The sequence below is a fragment of the Gimesia sp. genome, assembly GCF_048262075.1.
GTDB lineage: Bacteria > Planctomycetota > Planctomycetia > Planctomycetales > Planctomycetaceae > Gimesia.
The window spans coordinates 1-24700 of record NZ_JBLXFK010000015.1; the positions used below are offsets into that span (position 1 = coordinate 1).

Below are 24700 nucleotides of genomic sequence, written 5' to 3' on the forward strand. Positions count from 1 at the left end.
TTTTTCATTCGTCTTACAAAGTCAGTCGCGGTTCCTGCAGACGGGAAGACAACCGGGGCTAAGGCTCTGCGGCTAATCTGGTACGTTCGACGGATAATACCACTCCCCCCCTATTTTTACTTTCGTGTGGTTTCGTGTTTTTCGTGGTAGAAAAATCGAATTCGCGAGGTTCATCGGTTCCCGTTGTGGTGTGATACTGGTGCGAAGCATGTCAGGCAGACAGGTGGTTCCGTCCTTATGGCTGGGTAGGTTGGTTTCGTTGATCTGGTTTGAACGGCTGCTCTGACAGCTTCCTGTTGTCTGCGACAACCTCGGATTATATCCGAGGCTACCCGCTTTTTTTTGTTCACATCAGCTGCGGTTCTGACATGGCTCGGTGAAAGAACCGGAGCTAACGCACTGCGGCTAATCTGGGACACCCTTATTCATCTTCCAGTGGTTCGGGATTTTCATCTGCGGGGGGCGGAGACACATCTTTTATAATGCTGTGTGAAACGTGAAAGCCGTTTAGAGAGAGTCTGGGAAGCCCGGTTCTGGAATGGACATGGCACTGTCACCTCCCGCTCGTTGCGCTCGGCCCGGATGTGCGTCCGGGCTTACCCGTTTTTGGGGGGAGCTGGTTTTTCGGCCACAGTGGGGCAAGCCAACTGTGGTACCCGGACGGTTTGCTGTTTCCGTTGAACTGGTTCCGGGGAATTTTTGCTACCACGAAAAATACGAAAACACACGCACGTTTTTTGTGATCTTACAGAGTGAGGAACGAGGTCGGATGATAGCTGTTTTCAAAAATGCTTTACCTTTGATGATTGTCAGAACGCTGATTTCAGGATCTGTCTGTTTTCATCGATTGAGGAAAATCTTAGGGAAGGGCGTGGAGAGGTCAAGGGGGATGAACAGAATCGGGTGGCGATATGAGTCGATACGGGCACGATATCTGGCGGTGCTGAGATGGTACCGGATCGAAAGTCTGCGAAGTGCGGCGACCCGCAGGCATACATCACGAACAAGTGTGGTTTCGAGCAGTGCAAATCTGGAAAAAACAGGCTGTATTACAGTGAAGAGTCAGAACAAGTGGCTCGTGTTTCAGTGCACTGTAAACTGGGCACGCGCGCGACTCAATTCAGCGTTTATCGCTGTTGGCGCGCAGGCGTCAAGGGGAGTTTCATCAGTAGGAGTGATCAAATGAGAAGAGTTGACTGTGTCCCGCTTTACTGTTGCGCCTCCAGGGTTGTTTGGAGCGAGTGTCATCATCTGATCGCTGCCTGGATTAAATGTGATGCGATCCGGAAGCTTCAGGGATGAGCGGTACAGACTGCTGGAGGGTTTATATCTCCCGTGTGAGCCTCCAGCCGGGGGATGAATTATTCGTAATACACGGAGGGCAAGCTTTAATGTTTTACTCCTGATCTGTTGAACTCTTGATGAATCTGTGAAGCAGCCCTTGCGAACAGGCGTGCTTCACGTTCACAATAGGCGAATTCAATTCAGCCTGAATTCAGGTAATTAGCAGCATTTTCAGAGCCAGTTGTTTCAGATCTTGATTGAGCATGACCTGTTACAATTTTGTTCGATGCTCTGGTAGTCATCAAGGTGGATGTTTCGATGTGGTCTTCGCGTCTGTTCTGGAAGCTGTTTCTGGTTTATGCCGGTTTAAATATCGCATCAGCGATTGTGTTCGTGTTGATCGTCTCCGGACGTCAGCAGAGCCAGGTCGAAGAGCAGGTACAGCAGCGGCTGCATGATAGCGCTGTGATCATGCGCAGTAGTCTGGAGGGTGTGTTCCAGGATGGCATTTCCGAACCATTACAGAAAAAAGTCAGGAAACTGGGAGAGGAAACCGGTACACGTTTGACCCTGATTGATATGGAGGGAGTCGTTCTGGCAGATTCTGACCAGGATACTTTAGAGCTGGTTCGTGAGATGGAAAATCACAAGAACCGGGTAGAGGTCATCCAGGCGATTTCATCTGGTGATGGGAACTCAAAACGCATCAGTCCCACTTTAAGCGAGCCGATGTTGTACTATGCAGTGTTGTATGAGAAAGATGGCGAGCCTCGGGGAGTGGTGCGTGTTGCGATTACGATGGCAAAAATCCAGGAAGAGATTTCGTCGATTGAAAAACTGATCTGGAGTATTGCGTTACTGGTGAGTTTTACCGTCATGCTGCTGACTTACTGGGTCGTAGCGCGGATGATTCGTCCTTTAACCATCCTGACCAACGCTGCTGAATCTATCGCAAATGGGGATTATGATCAGAAGCTGTATTTTCCCCAGCATGACGAGTTGGGAATCCTGGCGCAGTCATTTAATCATATGAGTAAAGAGATGGCGGAGCGTGTACGTCAGTTGCAGGCGAGTGGCGACCGTTTGAGCACCGTTCTGGAAGGGATGGTTGAGGGAGTGATTGCAATCAATGAACGCCAGCATGTGCTGTTTGCCAACGAATCTGCAGGCAGACTGCTGTTCTTCTCACCAGAGGATGCGGAAGGCAAAGCGTTATTTGAGTCTGTGCGTAATCATCAGCTGCAGAAATCAGTTACAGAAGTGCTCAAGTCGCTAGAGCCACAGCGGATGGAAGTCGAGCTGGAAAGCACCAGTGATCGTATTCTGGGAGTGACGACGACTCCTTTACCGGGGACACCCTGTCCCGGGCTGGTGATCGTGCTGTTTGATATGACGGAATTACGCCGCCTGGAGTCACTGCGTCAGGAATTCGTTGCGAATGTATCGCATGAATTGAAAACGCCACTCAGTTCTATTAAGGCGTACACTGAAACTCTGATTCGGGGAGCGATGGATGATCCCGAAATCAGTAAGACCTTTTTACTGCGAATTGAAGAACAGGCCGACCGGCTACATCAGCTCATCCTGGATCTGATCAGTCTGGCCAGCATTGAATCCGGTAAGCAGGTCTTTGATATTATCAGTATTGAGCTGGGGCCCTTTGTCGAATCCTGTCTTGTGGATCAACAGAAAGTGGCCGAGTCAAAACAGATCGAGCTGGTAATTGAAGAAAAAGAACCGGGAATCAAAGTGAAGGCCGATGAAGAAGGGCTGCATCAGATCCTGGGTAACCTGATTAATAATGCGATCAAATACACACCGGACCAGGGCCGCATTACAATTCGCTGGCAACGGGAAGAGGGAAATCTGGTGTTGTTGCAGGTGCAGGACACCGGTATCGGGATCGCGGAAAAATATCAGGCACGATTATTTGAGCGATTCTTCCGTGTCGATAAGGCCCGTTCCCGGGAATTGGGGGGGACCGGTCTGGGGCTCTCGATTGTCAAGCATCTGGTCCAGTCTTTTAATGGAACCATCGGTGTGAGCAGTAAGGTCGGCGAAGGCAGCACGTTTTCTGTAAGGCTTCCTCGAGGATAATCTTCACAATATAAAACGCCGTAAATGCTATGTTTTATAAGGGTTAAGGTAAATATACCAGGCATTCTGATGTTCTGGAAAGATTAAGTACTTCACGGTTTCTTAATATTATCTTAACAAATTGCGGTTATGGTAACTCACGTCTTAAACAGACAGGTCACGTCCTTACTCTTCTTTTCTAAAGCGTATGGCGTGGAGTGAAAACAAATATTGAACTTGTTTACCAGCATATCGCAATTGGGAGAGACAGACAAAATGATCACAACGAACATCGGGAAAGTATTGGCAGTGTTGAGTCTGGCCATTGGAGTTTCCCTGATCGGTGTTGGGTGCACAGGAGGTGGCAACAACAGTAGTGAACCAGCTGCAAAATCTGCAGGTTCTGAACCAGGGGCTTCGACAGAAGGGGCTGGAGAGCTGGCAGGGGACGTCAAGATTGACGGGTCGAGTACCGTTTACCCTGTGAGTGAAGCTGTCGCAGAGGAGTTTCGTACGGTTCAACCTAAAGTGCGTGTGACCGTAGGCTTTTCTGGTACTGGTGGCGGAATGAAGAAATTCATCGCCGGCGAAGTGGATATCTGCGATGCCTCTCGTGCGATGAAGGAAAAAGAAGCAAACGCGTGCAAAGAACAGGGAATTGAATTTATTGAGCTGTCCGTCTCGTTTGATGGTCTGGCTGTGATTGTGAACCCTAAGAATACCTGGTGTGACTGTTTGACTGTGGGGCAGCTGAAAGAACTGTGGCGTCCTGAAAGCGGTGTGAAGCAGTGGAAGGACCTTGATCCTAAATGGCCAGCAGAAGATATCAAGCTGTACGGTCCTGGTACTGACTCGGGTACGTTTGATTATTTCACGGAAGCGATTGTCGGCGAGTCCAAAGCCAGTCGTGCAGATTACACTGCCAGTGAAGATGATAACGTTCTGGTCACAGGGGTTTCCGAAGACAAGAACTCCCTGGGATACTTTGGGTATGCTTACTATGAAGAGAACAAAGAAAAGTTGAAGCTGTTAGGAGTTGATGGCGGCAAAGGTTGTAAGAAACCTTCACTGGAAACGGTTCGCGATAATTCTTATGCACCGTTATCCCGTCCCCTGTTCATCTACGTGCGGAAATCTTCTTTGGAGCGACCTGAGGTCGCTGCGTTCGTGAAATTCTACCTGGAAAATGCAGCTGCCTTGTCTAAAGACGTGGGTTATGTACCAGTTTCAGATGAAGTTCAGGAAGCGAACATGAAAGCTTTTAATGGAGCTACATCCAAGTAATGGAAGATCGTTCGAATTCGGAACAATCGATTGAGATCGAAAGTGGTGAGACAGCTGTACTTCAGCTGTCTCGCCCTTCGTCATTAGAAAAGGCGGGGGGGCTGTGGTGCAGCCTGCGTCCTTTCTACGAGGGTTGTATTCACTTTGCGCTATTTGTCTGTGCCAGTATTTCCATTCTGGTTACCGTGGGCATTGTGGTAGTGCTGCTTTATGAGTCAGTGCAGTTCTTTTACGATGTTCCCATTCTTGAGTTTTTAACGGGTACCAGGTGGACGCCGCTGTTGAAGCCTCAGCATTTTGGCATTTTACCCTTGTTGTGTGGTACGATGCTGGTCGCCGGGGGTTCGGCAATAGTCGCGGTGCCCATTGGTCTGGGGACTGCTATTTACCTGAGCGAATACGCGTCTCCCCGTTTTCGGGATATTGTGAAACCAATGCTGGAAATTCTGGCAGGAATTCCTTCCGTCGTATTCGGGTATCTGGCGATTGTTTTTGTGTCGCCAATTATACGTGACATCTTCCCCAGTGCCGGCGTCTTTAATGCGGCCAGTGCCTGTATCGTAGTCGGGATTATGATCCTGCCTATGATTATTTCCCTGAGTGAAGACATTCTACAGTCGGTCCCGCTTTCTTTGAGAGCAGCCGCTTTTGCCTTGGGGGCTAATAAATTTGAGGTGACAGTACGCGTGATTGTGCCTGCTGCTTTATCGGGAATTATTGCCAGTTTCCTGTTGGCGATTTCACGTGCGATTGGAGAGACGATGGCAGTGACTCTGGCAGCCGGTGCTACTCCCAAGCTGACCTTGAATCCGCTCGAAAGTATTCAGACGATGACCGCCTATATCGTGCAGGTGAGTCAGGGGGATACCCCGACAGGCACGGTTGAATATCGTACGATTTTTGCAGTGGGACTGGCCTTGTTTATTACTACGATGATCATGAATGTGATTGCTCAATATATTCTCTCTCGAGTAGGGGAGCGTTACGAATGAGCAATAAGCTTGATATTTATACGACAAAGCGACGTGGTCGTTTTATAAATATGCTGTTTACCTCTGTCTGTTTCCTGGCGACCATCACCTGTGTGTTGATGCTGGTGGTGTTGATCTGGAATATTGTTGTGCAGGGAAAAGGTTGGCTGAGCTGGGGATTTATTGACCATCTCCCCTCTCGTTTTCCACATAAAGCGGGCATTAAATCTGCCTTGTGGGGCAGTATCTGGTTGATCAGTCTGACAGCGATGTTCTCCGTTCCACTGGGAGTCGGGGCCGCTGTTTATCTTGAAGAGTATGCGCCTCGCAGTCGCTGGCGTAAATTGATTCAGTTGAATATTGCCAACCTGGCTGGAGTACCTTCCATTGTGTACGGTATTCTGGGACTTGGTCTGTTTGTACGGGCACTGGAACTGGAGCGGAGCGTGCTTTCCGGTGCACTGACGCTGACTCTCGTAGTATTGCCAATTATTATTCTGGCTTCTCAGGAAGCTCTCCGGGCAGTGCCCGACTCCATTCGACGGTCGGCTTATGCTCTGGGGGCAACCCGCTGGCAGACCGTCTGGTATCAGGTTTTACCAGCATCACTGCCCGGCATAATGACAGGCGTAATTTTATCTCTGTCTCGTGCCTTGGGCGAGGCTGCACCTTTAATTGCTGTCGGTGCAATGGCTTACGTGCCTTTTGTTCCAGAGAAGTTATCTGATGAATTTACCGCATTGCCGATTCAGATTTTCAACTGGACTTCCCGACCCCAGGAAGATTTTCATCATCTGGCTGCTGCAGGGATCCTGGTGCTGCTGGTGGTTCTGGTCAGCATGAATGCGATTGCCATTTTTGTACGTCATAAATACGGGAAAAAGATTCGCTGGTAATATGGATGGATTTTGTGCTACCTCAAAAACAGAGAAAAACATCGACACAGTTTTGATCAAAATTATCTATAATTGGTCTCAGCAAGGATTTTCAATCCATGGCTTCAACACCTTCGGTTAAAAGTAATATGCAACCATCCGACAAGACGACTTCCGATCAATCTAAAGGCCCGATCGTCCGTCCTTCGATTCCAGAGGGAAAGAGCATGCGGACGGCCGACGAATTAGCCCAGGCCACTGAAAAAATCAGTGTGAGTGATTTGTCGTTTTATTATTCGGAGAACCGTGCATTAACAGATATCTCACTTTCCATACCAGAACGCTGTGTGACTGCCTTTATTGGGCCGTCGGGTTGTGGCAAGTCAACATTTTTGCGATGTCTTAATCGAATGAACGACATGATTGAAGGCACTCGTGTCGAAGGAGAGATTCTGTTGGAGGGGCAGGATATTTATTCGTCTCGAACAGACATTGTCACATTGCGCAAACGGATTGGAATGGTATTCCAGAAGTCCACACCTTTTCCCAAGTCTATTTTTGATAATGTCTCTTTTGGTCCTAAGATCGCCGGCATTCGCAAGAAAAAAGATTTATTCGAGATTGTAGAACGTTCACTGCAGCGGTCTGCACTTTGGGATGAAGTCAAGGATCGTTTAAGTGAATCGGCCCTCAATCTTTCAGGGGGGCAGCAGCAGCGGCTGTGTATTGCCCGGGCTCTGGCGAATGATCCGGATATCCTGCTGATGGATGAGCCGGCTTCCGCACTGGATCCGGCATCAACAGCACGCATTGAAGATTTAATATTTGAGTTGAAAGAACAGTATACGATCGTAATTGTGACGCATAATATGCAGCAGGCAGCACGTGTTTCTGACCAGGCTGCGTTTTTCTATCAGGGGCTGCTGGTGGAATCGGGGGCAACAGAAGAGTTGTTTACGAATCCCAAGAAACAACAGACCGAGGACTATATAACAGGCAGATTCGGATAAGCCAATGACAAAGCACCTGCAGCGCGACATGGAGTCACTTGAAAGAGAGATCATCACGCAATCTTCGCTGGTTGAAGAGATGATCTCCAAGGCCAGTCGTGCCCTTTTCGAAGTTCAGGTTGACCTGGCGAATGAAGTCATCGAGAAAGAACGCGCCATCAACGAAAGCGAAGTCAAGATTGAGGAAGATTGTCTGAAAATCCTCGCGTTGCATCAACCTGTTGCTGTAGATTTACGTGAGACGGCAACCGTCTTGAAAATCAATAATGATCTGGAGCGGATTGCCGACCTGGCCGTGAATATCGCGGAACGGACCATCGGACTGTCACACTATCCCAACTTTCGAATTCCTGCTTCTCTGGAGCCGATGACAAAAGTCACCGTTTCCATGCTGCGTGATGCCATTGATGCCTTCATTGATTTTGATACAGAAAAAGCGCGCAGTGTCTGCAAGCGTGATGACATTGTTGACGGTTACAATCGGGAGATTATCAATGAAATTTATCAGTTGATGCAGACCGATCCTAATTTGATTAAACCGGCATTACACTTCTTTTCTTCAGCTCGCCACATCGAACGTATTGCCGACCATACGACTAATATTGCTGAAGATGTTATTTATCTGACCGAGGGTGAAATTGTCCGCCATCGGCATAAGGAAACATTTTCTACCTGATTCTATTTCATTTAGGTGGTGTAAGAAAAAGATATGTCTAAGAAACGCATTCTTGTGATTGAAGATGATCGTTCTCTCTCTGAAGTACTCGCATATAATTTGCGGCAGGAGAAATACGATGCTGTGGTTGCCCTTGATGGAATGGACGGCCTGCGTCAGGCGCAACTCAAAACACCGGACCTGATCATTCTGGACCTGATGCTTCCGCAGATGGATGGCCTGGAAGTCTGTCGCCGGCTCCGATCGGATCCTGTAACCAGTAATATTCTGATCCTGATGCTGACAGCCAAGTCCGAAGAAACGGACCAGGTGGTTGGTTTCACGTTGGGTGCCGATGATTATGTAACGAAACCTTTCAGTGTCAAGATTCTGCTGGAACGGATTAAGGCTCTGCTCAGGCGTCGAGAAAGTAACGGCGAAGCATCTGATACGATTGTCAGTCAAGGGGTAATGATCGACCGCAGGCGGCATCGTGTGATGATTGATGATGTTCCGATCTCTTTGACTCGGAGTGAATTTGAACTGTTGGAAGCTCTGGTTCGTCAACCTGGTCGTGTTTTCTCTCGTGCAGAACTGATTGATGCTGCTCTGGGAGATGATGCTCTGGTTCTGGAGCGAACCATTGATGTGCATATCCGGGCCTTACGCCAGAAGCTGGATAAGCACTCGGAGTTAATTGAGACGGTTCGTGGGGTTGGTTACCGCTTTCGGGACCCTGATACTGCCTTCAAAAAGCAGACGACGTAAAACCTTTAAACGTATTCGCCAAGACTGGTCTGCTGTGAACAGCAGGCCTTTTCTTGTATATGGTCTTAGAGAAAAGGCGTTTTTTAACAGATGGTCGCCGCTGGTATCTGTACATGCGAATTCCACTTGAGGGGTATCTCACTGGATCGGTAAAAAAACTTTTTTGAGAGTAGTTGACAGTACTCAAAAGACCGATATACTATTCTTAGTTGAGACTGAGTCTCATACTCTACTTGCAGTGAGGCCAAACCTGAAAACGGGGTTTAAAGACCGTTCCTACCTGATTGAGTCCCGTAATCACCACGCAACCAGCTTTTAATTAAAAAAGCATCAGTCACAAAGGATGCGACTGATGCCAGGGTATAACGCGAAATGTCTACCGTTACCGAGAGCCAGTTTGAACGATCAACGGCAATCCCCGTCCCTGAGATTGCTCCCCGTCGAAGATTTCTCTGTCACTGTCTGAAAGTGACTCCAGAAGAAGTCCAGCAGTGTATTACTGTCAGCAATGCTGAGACGGTCCATGAAGTCACCCGGAGCTGTGGTGCAGGAAAAGGTTGCACGGCCTGCCATTGTCGGATTAAAGACCTGTTGGCAGGTGCATGCGATGACTGTGGCCAGTCCAAGCGGCGTTGCCTGTGTGCGGCGCAGCCCGCTTAGATCGCATTACATTTGGCCATAGCGTCTTTCAAACTATTATACTCGGTTCAAATAGCCTTGGAGACGCTACAGTAAAACTGGACACAGTCTAGTCTGGTCTCATCAACATAAGCCCCTTTAGTAGGGGCTTTTTGCTTTTATTCCCTCGTTGGGTTTGCTGGTTGTCCGCCTGCTACCCTTGGGAATCCCTGTTTATTCGCGGATCTGTTCTGCCAGATAGTTCTGGATTCCAACCAGTTTGATCAGTTCCAGCTGTGATTCGCACCAGTCGATACTTTCTTCAGATTCAACAACCATCTGATCCATCAACTCGCGGCTGCCGGCATCTTTGTCTGCATGGCATAGTTCAATTGCTGAGTTGTACGTGGATACACCCTTGGTTTCCAGTTCCAGGCTGTTCTGAATCTGCTCTTCTACAGTTTTGCCGACACGAATGACATCGTAGCGGGCAATTTCCGGAACTCCGTCCAGGTACAGGATCCGGTCAATGACCTGCTCTGCATGTTTCATTTCTTCGATGGATTCATCATAGAAGTGCTTGGCCAGCTTATCAAATCCCCAGTCTTTACACATTTTGGATGAGATGAAATACAGGTTGATAGCTGTCAACTCGATTGTGAGTCCATCGTTTAAAGCATCGATTATTTTCTGACTACCCTTCATTGGTCTTACTTTCTCTTTCTGTTTTCTGGTAATGCTGCCTTCAACCTGGAGACACGCTGCTTGTAGTATTCGTGAATTGAAGGACATGTACCAGACTGAAACTGTCTAAAATCCGCTATTTTTATGGATTGAAACGAGATCTCTTCCCTTGCGGGCCAACAGCAGGATTTTTTGATACAGATTCTCAATACAGGCCGGTTTCAGGGATCCAGCTTGAGAAGTTCGACCTTGCGAAATTCAATCGGGTGACTTTCAGACTGCAGCGAAATGGTACCCTTGTCGAGCATGAGAGGAGCACCCTGCTCAATCAGTTTTTTGGCATCCGCATCTTCCGGGTCCAACTGGGGCTTTGTGTAGGATAGAACTGTTTCCCCGTCGATAATGTGTTTGATGATTTGATTCCCGCGGACTTCGACTTCTACGGTGACCCATTGATCTCCATGGTAGGTTTTGGAATGGGAGTTCACGCAATGCGGTTTAAACAGCTTATCATCCATGACAACATGGGTACCCGGAGTGCACAGGTTGGCTGTCGTGCGGGTTCCCGTCCCTTTTCCACCCAATAGCTGCACTTCAATGGAAACCGGGAACCTCTGGTCTTTCGACATACTCTCCGGGGACTGGCCGTGGACCATGATTCCACTGTTACGAAAGGCCCAGCCTGGTCCGCCTGTTGATTGCTCCCCGGTAAATCGATATTCGACACGGATGATGTAATGTGAAAATGGAGTTTTGTAAAACAGATGCCCGAATTTTTCAGCAAATTCACCGTACTGATCATAACCCACTTTCAGCAAGCCATCTTCCACGCGGAACGTTTTGCCAAAGTTCTCATTGACATCGTAACCTCGGATTTTCACAGTCCAGTCATCCAGGTTTTTTCCGTTGAACAAGGGAATCCATTTCTTCTCAGTCCGGGATTCATCTGCAGTAACGAAGGAACCAATGCAGAGGGTGAGAAACAGGGTCAGGCAGAACGTCAGGAATGATGTAGATTTCACGAATGGGTTCCTTAATCACGGAGCGTACGATACAGACTGGTCAACGGACAATACAATGTCCGGAAGTCCTGAGAAAGAGATCACAAAGACAGGAGAAAAACAAAGCTGACCTGTCGGGGTATTTTTCGATTATAAACCACGATTCAGCAAATGACATGTTTTTGAGAATGAACTTTGCAGTTTTCAACAGGTCTCCGCGGAAATATCCGGCCTTTGAATACAAAAAAACGCCCGTTATGAATTAACGGGCGTTTAAAATCAAAGAGGTACCAGGGATCTGGTATCGGCAAGCTTAGCTGCCAGCTTCTTCTTTTTTAGGATCAGCTGCGGGCTCTTCTCCACCTTCTGGTACTTCAGCGCCGGCACCACCAGTCGTTGAACCAGCTTCAGCAGGGGCTTCAGCAGCAGGAGTTTCTTCTGCAGGGGCAGGAGCATCTGCGGCGGGTTTGCCGCATCCGACGGCCCATGCTGAAAGACTGATGGTAGTCAGCACGACGAACAGTCGGCTCAGTTTTGTGAAAGACATTTTATTGTCCCTTCCGAATAGTTGTTGTAGGAAATGAGTCACTTGGTCTCTGTCTATGAAAGACATTGTCTTAAAAGCATTAAAAAATGAGACACTGCAGATTTCAAGCGACAATCATCTTTTAAACTCATATTTCAGTTTGAAATCATTGAAAGGACGTTGTTTTTTCAGTTCAGTTGACTGTTCCCTATGGATAAAAAATCAGAGCTGGTGCGATTGAAGGGGTGAGCAGGGTCTTGTGGTTCCTGAAAAACAGTCGGGTTGAGATGCCAAAAACAGGGAAAAAGGTCAAGTTTAAATTCGGTAAAACCTTCATTTTCAGCCATAATCTTAAGGTTTTAGTTTTTTAGAATTCTCAAAATTTTTATAAGAAACTTTGATATAACAGTTTGCTAATTCGTTCAGGGTTTGTCACACTTATCTCAGGTTGAGTGAAGCTGAAATGGTATTCAATCTTATTTATATAAGTGTCCAATTCACAGGCAGCCTGATTATTTCATTATTTTTGCGTTATAATACGCTGTGCGTATTTTTTCAGTGTGTCACTATTTTATGAGCAATTTTGCTAAAAGTGGTGATCAGTTACAGAGTGACAATAAACTCCGTTTTATTGTCGAGCGACTTTTAAGTTAGAGGATGGGCTTTATGGCCACTGGAACAATCAAAAAAATTACTGAAAAAGGTTTTGGCTTCATTAACGATGGCCAACAGGATATCTTTTTTCATCTCTCATCACTTGATGGCATCACATTCGATCAACTGGTTGAAGGTCAAACTGTAGAGTTTGAAACCGAAAAAAGTGATCGAGGTCTGCGTGCAGTTCGAGTTACTACTTCCGAGTAGAATCTAGACCAAACATTTCAATCCCACGCTTCCACGGTGTTGTGTAACATTCCGAGTCCTTGTATCTCAATACAGGCCTGGTCTCCAGGCTGAAGATATACAGGTGGTTTACGGGCCATGCCAACTCCGGGAGGTGTACCGGTAAAGATGATATCGCCGGGTTCGAGTGTCAGTATCTGAGACACGAATGCGATTACCTGTTCTATGGTAAAGATAAACTTATCGGTATTGGAATTCTGCAAAACCTCTCCATTAAGTGTCAATTTAATGGGGAGGCTGTTTGCATTGTTGATCTCATCTGCCGTTACCAGATAAGGGCCAGTCGGGGCAAATGTGTCCGCTGTTTTTCCTAGCAGCCATTGTCCGCCCGGACGTCCAATCTGCCAGTCGCGCGCTGAGACATCGTGGCCGTTCATATAGCCGGCGATGTAGCTTGGAGCGTCTGCTTGGGTTACGTTGCGACATGTTTTTCCGATTACTGCCACAAGTTCGGCTTCATAGTCAACTTCGCGGGCGACAGAAGGAATCCGTATTGGCTGTCCTGAGCCAGTGACGGAACTGCTGAACTTGCTGAAACAGACAGGTTCATCGGGGAAAGGCATCCCTGTTTCTTCTGCATGGTCACGGTAATTTAAGCCGATGCAGAGCACTTTGCCCGGTGAGGGAATCGGTGCCAGCAGGGTGCCCGTAATCTGTCGGTCTGCCTGTTCGGCTTGTTCTGCAGCCCGCCCAGCCCGTTCCAGTCCCCCCTCGATTGCGAGAATCCCTTTTAGTGATCTTGGCAGACTATCATCAAACGCTGACAGATCAAAAAATGTCAGTTTGTTATCCTGGTCAATTACAGAGGCAACTTGAATGCCCTTGTCTGTCTGGATCGTCGCTAACTTCATGCAGGTGTTCTCCTTGGATTACTTATTCTGAAATATCAGGAAGCAGGTGATCGGGCGATTGAGATTCGTTGAAATCTTATGCCGCTGCCACAGGCGGGTGTAGTGAACGTCGGGATCATAGCTTTCCATTTGAATGAGATACAGGTCTGTTACTGGTTTTCTGGCGTGGGTTTCAAATAACTGATACGATTGATTTTCTTCTCGACGGCGGAATGTTATGCTGTCAGCTGTGAGTTTCCTCTGGGATTTGCAGGAAATCAAATACAAAAATTCTGTTTCAGCTCTTATTAATTCGGATGATATTATGACAAAAGCGACCTATAAAGATGCCGGTGTTGACCTGGATCTCTATCAGAAAGCAATGTCTTCCATCCATCCATTGCTGGGAAAAACCCATCTGGCGCAAAAATCGCGTGTGATGGATTTACCGGGCGGTTTTGCTGGTCTCTTCCGCTTGAATAATCCGGAGCCTGGGCCTGCGGGGCGAAAATATGAAGACCCGGTTCTGGTTTCCGGGACAGATGGTGTCGGTACCAAAATCAAGGTGGCGATTGAGGCTGAAACCTATAATACGATTGGCATCGACCTGGTCGCGATGTGTGTCAACGACTGTCTCTGCCTGGGTGCGGAGCCATTGTTCTTTCTCGATTACATCGCGTTAGGTAAGGATGACCCCGAACGACTGGTGGAACTCATGGAAGGGGTCAGCAAAGGTTGTGTGCTCTCGAAGTCAGCTCTGCTGGGAGGGGAAACGGCAATCATGCCTGACCTGTACGGCGACGGCGACTTTGATATGGCCGGTTTCTCCGTCGGTGTGGTTGAACGTAACCAGGTTCTGGACGGTCATGCCATCCAGGCAGGTGATGTCGTGCTGGGGCTTGAATCGAGTGGATTTCACTCCAACGGATACAGCCTGATCCGCAAAGTCGTCTTTGAAATGGCGGGGCTGGGAATTAACGATCCAGTCGAAGAATTAAATCAGCGCACTGTCGCCAGTATCCTGCTGGAACCAACCCGGATTTATGCTGCAGCCATCAGTTCTGTGGTACGCAGCTATCCTGATCAGATCGTGATTAGTGGAATGGCACATATCACCGGGGGAGGGCTGGTCGAAAATGTAGAGCGAATTCTGCCTGCTAACCGCCGCATTGAAATTAAGAAATCGGCCTGGGAGATCCCACCAGCGTTCAGCTGGCTGCAATCACTCGGAAATATTGATGAAGAGGAAATGTTCCGCGTCTTCAATATGGGAATTGGAATGGTCGCGATTGTCAGGGCAGATCAGGCGAAAGACGTTCGGGAAAAACTGCACGCCAGCCAGTGTCCTACTCATATCCTGGGTAAAGTCACACAAGGCGAAAAGCAGGTTGTACTTGTCTGAAGTAATAGCCTTCTGAACCGGTTTCTTATAGATTAAAGCCGCAAGTGAATTTTGTTCTTTTCCAGATGCCGCACGATTAACCAGGTGATCCAGAAAAAGAGCGCGAAACTGCCCCAGGCATACCAGGCGGCGGCATCCCTGGTTGTAAATGGTTTGACGGCTTCCCCTACCAGATCATGTAGAATATAAGCCACCAGCGCATTCGTACCCAGCGTGCGGAACAGGGGGATCTGCAGATTGCCGCGATCGCAGGCCAAATGGAACAGCAGATAGACAAACAGTGAAAGGCCCGCTGAAAAGACGAGGTAGGAAAGTGTTCCCGCCCGCTGACTCATCATCCAGTAATTCCATTGCCGTTGATCCTGTTCCGGCGGTTTAACGAACGGCGGTTCTGCCAGATACGCCGACAGGGGTTCTCCCTGTTTGGCTTCGAATTGTGATTTATCCGGAATGACGGGGTGGACCGCTAACTTCTCCGTCGCGGGTTGTTCTGAAGCCGGAACATCATAAAAGCGTGTGCCACAGGAGATGCCCCAGCCCAACAGCATCAAAACGCAGGACCAGAATAATACAGGCTTCACACGCGGCAGACCTTCGGCGGCTACTACCCAGTCACAAGCCAGGGTGCCGATGATCGCAGGGATCGTCCAGGTTAAAAATCCGAGCGGTCCGCCATCGATGCCATTCGGCGGTGAGTTCACCCAGGTAAAATAAAAGTAATAGGACAGGATCACATGTGCCGCCGCGGAGAGAATCATAAAGCCAATCCGCACCGCAGCCCGTGCGCGGATGACGGGGGTAATCCAGAGAGACGTCACCGCGATGTGCATCAGCGTCTGGAACCAGTTACGCTTGAGCGGATCCGCGATGGCACCCCAGACTCCCAGGGATTGCAGTTCCTCCCAGGTTTTTGCAACGGGAGAGACGCGGTAGATAATCAGCGAAACCAGCACCAGGCCCAGCAGTCGTCTCACTACGCGCGCGTAAGCAGAAACAGCGCCTGCAGTCTGAACCCGTCCACCGAATGTCAATCGATAAGCAAAGCCAACCGCGAACAGAAAGTGCGGCATAATCGTGTCGGCGTAACTGCAGTACGTATTGTGATGTTTGAGTACGACCGGGCAGACCACAAAAAATCCCATGTAGTTGACCAGGAACATACCCGCCACCGTGTAGCCACGAAACTGATCCAGGGAGACAATGCGTTTTCTGACTTTCTCGGCCGTCGCAGGAGTCGTGGTGTCTGTCATGCTGTTTCGTCTGTTTCGTGGGGATTAAGGAAAAAGCAAGCGGTGTTGGTATTAACCTCTACTATACGGTCTGGCAGACAAATTGAAATACAGCACTTTTAATTTCATGCAAAACAGCGGTTGATCTTCGCAGGAAATGGATGAAAGCCCGTTATGTGAGTATATCAGCGAGATCGTTTCTGATCGCGACGGAAGATTCCCGGGGTCGTGCCGGTCTGCTTTTTGAAGGCGACGTTCAGGTATTCGGCGTGACGGAAACCAGTCCGCTCTGCAATTTCAATCAACGAGAGTTCGGTTTCTTCCAGCAGCTGTTTCACGCGATCCAGGCGGATGCGCATGATCTCTTCATGAGGAGAGCGTCCGATGATTTTCTGGAAGCGGCTCTCCAGCACCCGCCGCGACAGAGGAACGAATTTCAAAACGTCCTGCACGTTAATTCCATCGCAGGCCTGCTGGCGGATGAAACGGACGGCATCGGAAATCAGTTTATCGTCTATCGCCTGGATGTCCGTGGATTGGCGCGTGGCGATGCCCAGTGGTTTGATCAGTTGCGCTTCCGATGAAACCGATTCACCCGTAATCATCCGATCCAGCAGAGCAGCCGCTTCGTAGCCGGTGAGCCTGGTATTGGGGATCACACTGGAGAGCGGTGGCTCGGAAAGGTTGCAGAGGATTTCATCATTGTCGACTCCGATGATGGCGACTTCTTCGGGCACAGAAACATTAATCGTGCGGCAGACGTCGAGCAGTTGCTGGGCCTTAATGTCATAACAGGCCATGATGCCAATCGGTTTGGGAAGCTTGCGAATCCATTCTGCCAGGCGTTTTTGTTCGGCTTCCCAGAGAGGTGCCTGTTTTCTGCCAGTCGGCTGAGGATAAGTGTGACAGTGGAAGCCTGTTGTATCGATGCATTCCTGAAAATGTGCTTCCCGCCAGCGGGACCAGTTAAAACGATGATCACCACAAAATGCATAATGCTGAAAACCACGATCGATCAAGTGCTGCGCTGCCAGTGAAGCAATCACGCGATCATCGGTCTCCACCCAGGGAAGTGAAGGTGCCAGTCGGGCGGCACTCACATCAACGGCTGGCACTCTGGAGTTGACAACCGCTTCCGCGATCTTTGTGTTCTCAATCCGGGCGATAATGCCGTCCCCGTGCCAGTTGTTCAGCCAACTGACTGGAACGTTGCCTCTGCCATGCTCGGGGAGATAAATCGACCAGGAATGGTGCTCATGAATATAAGACATGATCCCGCGCAACAGCCCCCGGGCATAAGAGTTAGATGATTCTATCAACAGGGCGATTGAAGGGCGTGATTTCATGAATTCGGGAATTTACTTTGAAGGAAACAGCCTTTTTAGAGAACGTAATATTCCTAAGGAATACCTGTGTGCCGAAATAAGAAGTTGGAAACAGGGCCTGTAAATGTGGAATAAGGCTGATTTCTGTGTGGTGAAATATCTCAATTTATTCTGCGCAAGTTTACATGGTAACTGGTCGGCCCTGTTTTACAATAAAGAACATGGGTACGGCTCCGATGTGAGAAGGATTCGTCCAGATAAAAGTATCTCCTGCAGCGTTGAAGGATTGCCATGAGTGAGAAAAAAATTAATGTCGCGATTGTCGGTCTCGGTTTTGGTGCCGAGTTTATTCCCATCTATCAGGCACATCCGCATGCCAACATGTACGCGATCTGTCAGCGATCAGAATCGCATCTAAATCATATTGGCGATACCTTCGGAATCGAGAAACGATATACATCGTATGAAGAACTGCTGGCAGATCCAAATGTGGATGCCGTCCATATTAATACGCCGATTCCCGATCACGCACCGCAGTCGATCAAAGCATTGAAAGCGGGTAAGCATGTCGCCTGCACCGTCCCGATGGCGACAACGGTGGCCGAGTGCGAAGAAATCGTCAAGACGGTTAAAGAGACCGGCTTGAAATATATGATGATGGAAACCGTGGTCTACAGCCGCGAATTTTTATTCATCAAGGAGATGTACGACACAGGAGAGCTGGGAAAAATTCAATACATGCAGGCCAGTCACCCGCAGGACATGGAAGGCTGGCCCGAATATTGGGAGCGGATGATTCCCATGCATTACGCGACGCATGTGGTTAGCCCCGTTTTAGGCATGGTCAATGGCCGCGCTGAATATATCAGTTGCTTCGGTTCCGGCACGGTGAATGATGAAATCGCCGAGAAATCGGGGAACCGCTTCGCCGTTGAAACCTGCCACATCAAAATTAAAGATTCCGACATCGCAGCCCACATCTGGCGATTCCTGTTTGATACCGCCAGGCAGTATCGTGAATCGGTTGACGTTTATGGGACGAAGAAATCATTTGAGTGGCCTTTAATCGAAGGCGAAAACCCGGTCCTGCATACGGCTAAAAAGCCTGAACCGGAAATACCGGAACGCGTGGAAGTTCCCGATTATGCACACCTGCTGCCGCCCGAGATTCAGAAGTTTACCCGCGCCATTCACGATGCCGAGCATCTTTCGTTTCTGCAGGGGGCCGGGCATGGCGGTTCGCATCCGCATCTGGTGAATGCGTTTTTGAATTCGCTGGTTGAAGGTTCCGATCCCTGGCCGAACGCACCGCTGTCTGCCAACTGGACCTGTGTCGGAATACTGGCACACGAATCGGCGCTCGCGGGAGGCGAACTCAAGCAACTACCTGCCTTCACGCTGGAATAGCCGATGCTCTGAATCCTGCAATTAACTGAAACGCTTCTCGAATCAATTTTCTTTCATTTATCTTTCCGAGGGGAATCGTTATGGCTCGTTACTCCCTGTTTCTGCTGTTCCTGCTTCTGTCTGCAGCGCCGCTCTCTGCCGCCGAAGAGTTCATTGTCCATCAGTTTGAACGCAAACAGCTGGGAGATAAATTCTATGCAGAAGGAGCCACATTCGCCGATCTCAACCAGGATGGTGTCGCAGATGTCATCTCGGGGCCATACTGGTACGAGGGGTCCGAATATCAGAAACGGCATGAATACTATCCGGTCAAGGAATGGAGTATCAACGGTTATTCCGATAACTTTTTCGCCTTCGCTCACGATATCAACAAAGACAAGTGGCCCGATATTGTGATTATCGGTTTTCCCGGAAAAGAAGCATTCTGGTATGCGAACCCGCAGAACAAAGAGGGGTACTGGAAAAAGCATCTGGCACATCCCAATGTCGATAATGAATCGCCCACCTATACCGACTTGACCGGGGATGGGGAACCAGAGTTGGTCTTTCATACCGGAGGACAACTCGGTTACGCCGGCCCGGGGAAAGATCCGACTGCGCCCTGGCAGTTTCATGCGATTTCTCCCAATCTCAAATACGGCCGTTTCACACACGGACTGGGAGTGGGTGATGTCAACGGCGATGGCCGCGCAGATATTCTTGAGAAAAATGGCTGGTGGGAACAGCCGGCGGAAATCAGTAAACCCGGTTTCTGGACACGGCATCCCTTTAAGTTTACCGGAGCCGGCGGCGCCCAGATGTATGCTTACGATGTCGACGGGGATGGCGATCAGGATGTCATCACCAGTAAAGCCGCACATGCTTACGGCCTGGCCTGGTTCGAAAATGTGAAGGACGGCGACGACATCACATTCATCGAACATCGCATTATGGGCAGCAAACCGGAAGAGAACAAATATGGGATTGTGTTTTCTCAGTTACACGCCGTTGATCTGGTCGATATGGACGGCGACGGAGTCAAAGATATTGTCACCGGAAAACGATTCTGGGCGCATCAGGGGCATGATCCGGGAGCGAAAGAACCTCCCGTCAATTACTGGTTCAAAACAGTACGCTCCCAATCGGGCGTCGATTTCCTCCCTTATCAGATCAATGACAAATCAGGAGTCGGAACACAGGTCGTCGCCGGCGATCTCAATGGAGACAAGCTGCCTGATCTGGTGGTCGGGAATAAATCCGGCGCGTATGTCTTACTGCACAAAACAGAGAAGGTTGACGAAGCCACCTGGAAGAAAGCACAGCCAAAAAAGTTTGTCCCTGAGAAAGTCTCCCTGAAAAACGAGCTTAAACCGGGTGAGTTTTATGCTGTGAATCCAGAGGGAAAACGACTGAACGTCGACTTCGAACTGGGCAATCTGAATGACTGGATCGCAGATGGAACAGCCTTTCAGTCACAGCCTGCGAGAGGTAATATGGTACAGGCCCGTCGTACCGACATGCGCAGTAATCATCAGGGGCAGTTCTGGGTCGGCACCTTCGAGTTCCTGCAAGACAAGCCTGTCGGAACATTGACTTCAGCGACGATTAAAGTCGATCATCCTTATGCCAGCTTTTATGTCGGCGGTGGGCAGCATGATTCCACACGCGTCGAAATTGTTGATCACGCCACCGGCAAAGTGATTGCCAAGGCCAGTGGTCGCAACAACGAAGCCATGCATCAGACGCTGGTCGATCTTTCCAGGTACCAGGGCAAGGAGATCTTCATCCGCCTGGTCGATCAGCATCGAGGCGGCTTGGGGCACATTAACTTCGATCATTTTCGCTTCCACGATCAGAAACCCGTGTCCTTGAAAGTGGCTAACAGTGATACTCCCCCAAAAGGCCATACTCAGAAATACGACGGCCTGCCGGGCTCTAAAGCTGCTGAGGTGATGACCGTTCCCGAAGGATTTTCCGTTTCGTTAATCGCCGCCGAACCCGATGTCCAGCAGCCGATCGCCATGACGATTGACGATCGCGGACGTCTCTGGGTCGCCGAATCGTACGCCTATCCCAGTAAACAGCCCGAGGGGAAAGGGAAAGACCGAATCCTGATCTTTGAAGATAAAGACGCGGATGGCACATTCGAGACCCGCAAAATCTTTCAGGACAAACTCAATCTGGTCAGCGGACTGGAAGTCGGCTTTGGTGGCGTCTGGGTGGGACAGGCCCCGTATCTGCTCTTCATTCCTGATAAGAATGGCGATGACAAACCGGATGGAAAACCGCAGATTCTGCTGGATGGCTGGCATTATGAAGACACGCACGAAACGCTGAACTCATTCATCTGGGGCCCCGATGGCTGGCTCTATGGATGTCACGGCGTATTTACTCATTCCCGAGTCGGGAAGCCCGGCACACCCGATGAGCAACGGCAACCGATCAACGCGGGCATCTGGCGCTATCATCCCACCCGCCACGAATTCGAAGTCTTCGCTCATGGAACCAGTAATCCCTGGGGAGTCGACTTCAACGACCAGGGGCAGTGCTTCCTGACCTGCTGTGTGATCCCTCATCTGTTTCATATCGTTCAGAACGCCCGCTATCGCAGGCAGGCTGGACAGCATTTCAATCCTTATACCTACGATGATATCAAGACTATCGCGAAACACAGACACTGGACCGGCGGTCAATGGAATCAGTCGGACCGGGTGGCTTCCGATCTGGTGGGAGGCGGTCACGCCCATGCCGGCGCGATGATTTACCTGGGGGGAAGCTGGCCTGAAAAGTATCGCAATCAGTTGTTCATGAATAACATTCACGGTGCCCGTTTGAATCAGGATCAGCTGGCGCGCAAAGGTTCGGGCTACGCAGGCGATTTCGCTCCCGATTTCCTGTTCGCCAATGATCGTTCCTCACAGATTCTGTATCTGCGATACGGACCGGACGGGCAGGTTTATTTTATCGACTGGTACGATACGAATCAGTGTCATCATCGCGAGTTTCAGAAACATGACCGCTCGAACGGTCGTATCTTTCGGGTCGCGTATAACAATGCCAAGCCGGTCAAAGTCGATCTGCAGAAACTGACCAGTGCCGAACTCGTCAAGTTGCAGTTACACGACAACGACTGGTACGTCCGCCAGTCCCGTCGTATTCTGCAGGAACGGGGCCCGGATCCGGAAGTCCACGCCCAGTTAGCAGAAATCGCTTTCCAACATGACGATGTCACCCGACGTTTACGCGCGCTATGGGCTCTGCATGTGACCGGCGGTCTGTCAGAAGCCAAAGTCATGCAGGCATTAAAAGACCCCAGTGAATTCATGCGGGGCTGGGCGATTCAGCTGGCGCTGGAAACAGGAACCCCGACTGATGCCTTGCTCGCGAAAATGGCTGAACTCGCACAGAGTGATCCTTCTCCCGTTGTGCGGTTGTACCTGGGATCCGCCGTCAATCGGTTGCCCCTGGATCAGCGCTGGGACATCCTGGCTGGCCTGGTCAGTCATAAAGCAGATCAGAACGATCACAATCTGCCTTTGTTGTACTGGTATGCGATCGAGCCGTTAGCACCTCATAATATGCAGCGTGCGTTTCAGTTGGCGGATGCTTCCAAAATTCCTTTGATCGAATCCTATATCCTGCGTCGGATCGCCGATATCGGAACCGCCGAGGCTGTCGCTTTTCTGGTGGAACAGTTAGGGCAGTCGACAACAGCAGCGCGGCAGAAAGTCTTCCTCGATTCCATCAACAGTGCGCTGCGGGGACGGCGTCAGTTCCCGATGCCCGAACCCTGGAAAACGGTCGGTGAAAAGCTGATCGCCAGCAAAGACCCGGTTGTGAAATCAGAATCGCTGGCGCTGGCGGTCACCTTCGGAGACCCGGCAGCGATGCAGCAGTTACGCGAAATCGTGGCTGCTCAGAAGAACGATCTGAAAGGTCGTAAGTCGGCACTGACTTCTTTACTGGGAGCGAAAGACCCGGAGCTGCAGCCAATTCTGATTCCATTACTGGATGAGCAGGCCATGCGAAGGGAAGCCTTACGCGGGCTGGCCGGTTACTCTGCCGCCAACACTGCGTCTGAAATTCTCAAACGTTATCCCCAGTTCGATCTGAATGAAAAACGGGATGCCCTCAACACGCTCGCCAGTCGACGCGAGTATGCACATCAACTGGTAGCGGCTGTTGAAACGAAAGAGATCGCCGCGAAAGATCTCTCTGCGGAAATCATTCGTCAGCTGGGCAATCTCAAAGATCAAAGTCTGAATGAAAAGATTGGTAAAGTCTGGGGCATCGTGCGTGAGTCCGCCGCCGATAAGAAAAAGCAGATTGCCAGTTTCAAGAAGCTGATTGAACGACCGCATCCGACACCCGATCTGAATCTGGGGCGCGCTGTATTCGCCAAGACCTGCCAGCAGTGTCACAAACTGTTTGGCACAGGGGAATCGATCGGGCCCGAGTTAACCGGCTCCAATCGGGCAAACCTTGATTATCTGCTCTCCAATGTGATTGACCCGAGTGCCGTGATGGCGAAGGATTATCAACCCGTCGTCATCGTCACCGAGTCGGGACGAATTGTGACAGGCATTATCAAAAAGGAAGATAAGAACGCGTTGACTGTCGCGACTGCCAACGAGACGGTCATCATTCCCCGCGATGAAATCGATGAGATGAGCCTGAGCGATAAATCAATGATGCCGGACAATCTCTGGAAGCAGTTGAGCCGTCTGGAAGTCCGTTCGCTGGTCGCGTATCTGGCCAGTTCACAACAGGTTCCCATGCAAGCGACTCCCGATAATCTGAAGCTGTTTTTCAACGGTCAGAACCTGGCTGGCTGGACCGGAAACAGTCAACTCTGGTCTGTCGAAAACGGCGAGATCGTCGGACGTTCGCCGGGAATCAAACAGAATGAGTTCCTGGTCAGCGATCTGCAGGTAAGTGATTTTGAATTGAAGCTCAAGGTCAAACTGACTCCCAACTCCGGCAACAGCGGCATTCAGTTTCGCAGCAGCCTGGAACCGGGCGGCCATGTCAAAGGGTACCAGGCTGACGCAGGGAAAGGCTGGTGGGGGAAGCTTTATGAAGAACATGGTCGTGGTCTCCTGTTTAAAGAATCGGGTGAAGCCTATGTTCGTAAAGGGGAATGGAACGAGTACCGCATCGTCGCCGTTGGTTCACAGATTCGTACCTTCATCAACGGAAATCTCTGTACTAATCTCAACGATCCCCAGGGAGCCAAAACAGGCATCATCGCCTTCCAGATTCATTCCGGCGGACCTATGGAAGTTCGCTTCAAAGATCTGGAATTAAATCTGGGCCCCAAAGCGGACTGATCGCACCACAGTCAGACTGGTTTTCGCCGTGAAAGCCAGTTTGACCGTTTGTCAGCTCCTTTTGCATCCACTTCAGCCACCTGTCGGAAAAAGCTGAATAAATTCCCCTTGACGCCTGCGCGCCGACGACGATAAACGCTGAAATGAGTCGCGCGCGTGCCCAGTTTACCGTGCACTGAAACACGAGCCAGTTGTTCGTGATCTTCACTGGAAAACAGCCTGTTTTTTCCAGATTTGCACTGCCTGAAACCACACCAGTTCCTGATGTATGCCTGCGGGTCGCCGCACTTCGTAGAGTTTCGTCCCGGCACCGCGACTGCTCACACCAGCATCGGTCCCGTATCAACATATATCGCCAACTGACTTTGTTCAGATCCCCTTGACGCCCCCGCGCCCTTCCACATAATTCTGAAATCAGACACAACATAAAAAATCCTCTCTCCAGGTTCCCAGGTAACGGATGACCCCTGTGGCATCGCGCAGAAATGGCAGCACACTGTGTCCATAGATTCTACCCGATCTCTCCGACTACTCACAGATGAA

18 protein-coding genes are annotated in these 24700 nt (G+C 49.8%); 12 read left to right on the top strand and 6 right to left on the bottom strand.

Annotated elements, in window-relative coordinates; genetic code table 11:
- Positions 1-1602 precede the first annotated feature (1602 nt).
- The 8 genes from pnpS (at position 1603) to ACN0YH_RS23130 (ending at position 9583) form a co-directional block, all read left to right on the top strand.
- Positions 1603-3381: a two-component system histidine kinase PnpS gene (pnpS, locus tag ACN0YH_RS23095; protein ID WP_417381955.1), complete on the top strand. Its 1779-nt coding sequence runs from the start codon at positions 1603-1605 to the stop codon at positions 3379-3381.
- A gap of 255 nt (positions 3382-3636) precedes the next feature.
- Complete coding sequence (locus tag ACN0YH_RS23100; protein ID WP_417381956.1) at positions 3637-4644, top strand: PstS family phosphate ABC transporter substrate-binding protein; 1008 nt, start codon at positions 3637-3639, stop codon at positions 4642-4644.
- Positions 4644-5636, top strand: coding sequence for a phosphate ABC transporter permease subunit PstC (pstC, locus tag ACN0YH_RS23105; RefSeq protein ID WP_417381957.1), 993 nt, complete (start codon positions 4644-4646; stop codon positions 5634-5636). Before ACN0YH_RS23100 ends, pstC begins: the two co-directional genes overlap by 1 nt.
- On the top strand, positions 5633-6511 hold the full coding sequence (gene pstA, locus ACN0YH_RS23110; RefSeq protein WP_417381958.1) for a phosphate ABC transporter permease PstA: 879 nt from the start codon (positions 5633-5635) through the stop codon (positions 6509-6511). The genes pstC and pstA overlap by 4 nt, the downstream gene beginning before the upstream one ends.
- 98 nt (positions 6512-6609) lie before the next feature.
- On the top strand, positions 6610-7500 hold the full coding sequence (gene pstB, locus ACN0YH_RS23115) for a phosphate ABC transporter ATP-binding protein PstB (protein ID WP_417381959.1): 891 nt from the start codon (positions 6610-6612) through the stop codon (positions 7498-7500).
- Between the two features lie 4 nt (positions 7501-7504).
- Positions 7505-8176, top strand: coding sequence for a phosphate signaling complex protein PhoU (gene phoU, locus ACN0YH_RS23120; RefSeq protein WP_417381960.1), 672 nt, complete (start codon positions 7505-7507; stop codon positions 8174-8176).
- 33 nt (positions 8177-8209) lie between these two features.
- Positions 8210-8923 (top strand): response regulator, encoded by a 714-nt coding sequence (locus ACN0YH_RS23125; RefSeq protein ID WP_417381961.1) that lies wholly within the window; start codon positions 8210-8212, stop codon positions 8921-8923.
- Between the two features lie 372 nt (positions 8924-9295).
- Complete coding sequence (locus tag ACN0YH_RS23130) at positions 9296-9583, top strand: (2Fe-2S)-binding protein (protein WP_417381962.1); 288 nt, start codon at positions 9296-9298, stop codon at positions 9581-9583.
- A 192-nt stretch (positions 9584-9775) separates the two neighbouring features.
- Here the strand turns inward: ACN0YH_RS23130 and bfr are convergent, their stop codons facing one another.
- The 3 genes from bfr to ACN0YH_RS23145 form a co-directional block, all read right to left on the bottom strand.
- Positions 9776-10246: a bacterioferritin gene (gene bfr, locus ACN0YH_RS23135; protein ID WP_417381963.1), complete on the bottom strand. Its 471-nt coding sequence runs from the start codon at positions 10244-10246 to the stop codon at positions 9776-9778.
- A gap of 200 nt (positions 10247-10446) precedes the next feature.
- Complete coding sequence (locus ACN0YH_RS23140) at positions 10447-11247, bottom strand: 3-keto-disaccharide hydrolase (protein WP_417381964.1); 801 nt, start codon at positions 11245-11247, stop codon at positions 10447-10449.
- 292 nt (positions 11248-11539) lie between these two features.
- Positions 11540-11773, bottom strand: a complete 234-nt coding sequence (locus ACN0YH_RS23145) for a hypothetical protein (protein ID WP_417381965.1) — start codon at positions 11771-11773, stop codon at positions 11540-11542.
- A 645-nt stretch (positions 11774-12418) separates the two neighbouring features.
- Between ACN0YH_RS23145 and ACN0YH_RS23150 the strand changes: the two genes are divergently transcribed.
- The gene (locus tag ACN0YH_RS23150; RefSeq protein WP_145228069.1) at positions 12419-12616 is read left to right on the top strand and encodes a cold-shock protein; all 198 of its coding nucleotides are present in this window, start codon (positions 12419-12421) and stop codon (positions 12614-12616) included.
- A 17-nt stretch (positions 12617-12633) separates the two neighbouring features.
- Here the strand turns inward: ACN0YH_RS23150 and ACN0YH_RS23155 are convergent, their stop codons facing one another.
- Positions 12634-13506: a fumarylacetoacetate hydrolase family protein gene (locus ACN0YH_RS23155; RefSeq protein WP_417381966.1), complete on the bottom strand. Its 873-nt coding sequence runs from the start codon at positions 13504-13506 to the stop codon at positions 12634-12636.
- 304 nt (positions 13507-13810) lie between these two features.
- On the opposite strand from ACN0YH_RS23155, the gene purM reads away from it, so the two are divergent.
- Positions 13811-14887: a phosphoribosylformylglycinamidine cyclo-ligase gene (gene purM / locus ACN0YH_RS23160; protein ID WP_417381967.1), complete on the top strand. Its 1077-nt coding sequence runs from the start codon at positions 13811-13813 to the stop codon at positions 14885-14887.
- A gap of 32 nt (positions 14888-14919) precedes the next feature.
- Here the strand turns inward: purM and ACN0YH_RS23165 are convergent, their stop codons facing one another.
- Complete coding sequence (locus ACN0YH_RS23165; protein WP_417381968.1) at positions 14920-16137, bottom strand: hypothetical protein; 1218 nt, start codon at positions 16135-16137, stop codon at positions 14920-14922.
- A gap of 164 nt (positions 16138-16301) precedes the next feature.
- Positions 16302-17462, bottom strand: coding sequence for a XylR family transcriptional regulator (locus ACN0YH_RS23170; protein ID WP_417381969.1), 1161 nt, complete (start codon positions 17460-17462; stop codon positions 16302-16304).
- A 270-nt stretch (positions 17463-17732) separates the two neighbouring features.
- Between ACN0YH_RS23170 and ACN0YH_RS23175 the strand changes: the two genes are divergently transcribed.
- On the top strand, positions 17733-18848 hold the full coding sequence (locus ACN0YH_RS23175; RefSeq protein ID WP_417381970.1) for a Gfo/Idh/MocA family protein: 1116 nt from the start codon (positions 17733-17735) through the stop codon (positions 18846-18848).
- Positions 18849-18928: 80 nt separating this feature from the next.
- On the top strand, positions 18929-24157 hold the full coding sequence (locus ACN0YH_RS23180; protein WP_417381971.1) for a PVC-type heme-binding CxxCH protein: 5229 nt from the start codon (positions 18929-18931) through the stop codon (positions 24155-24157).
- Positions 24158-24700 lie beyond the last annotated feature (543 nt).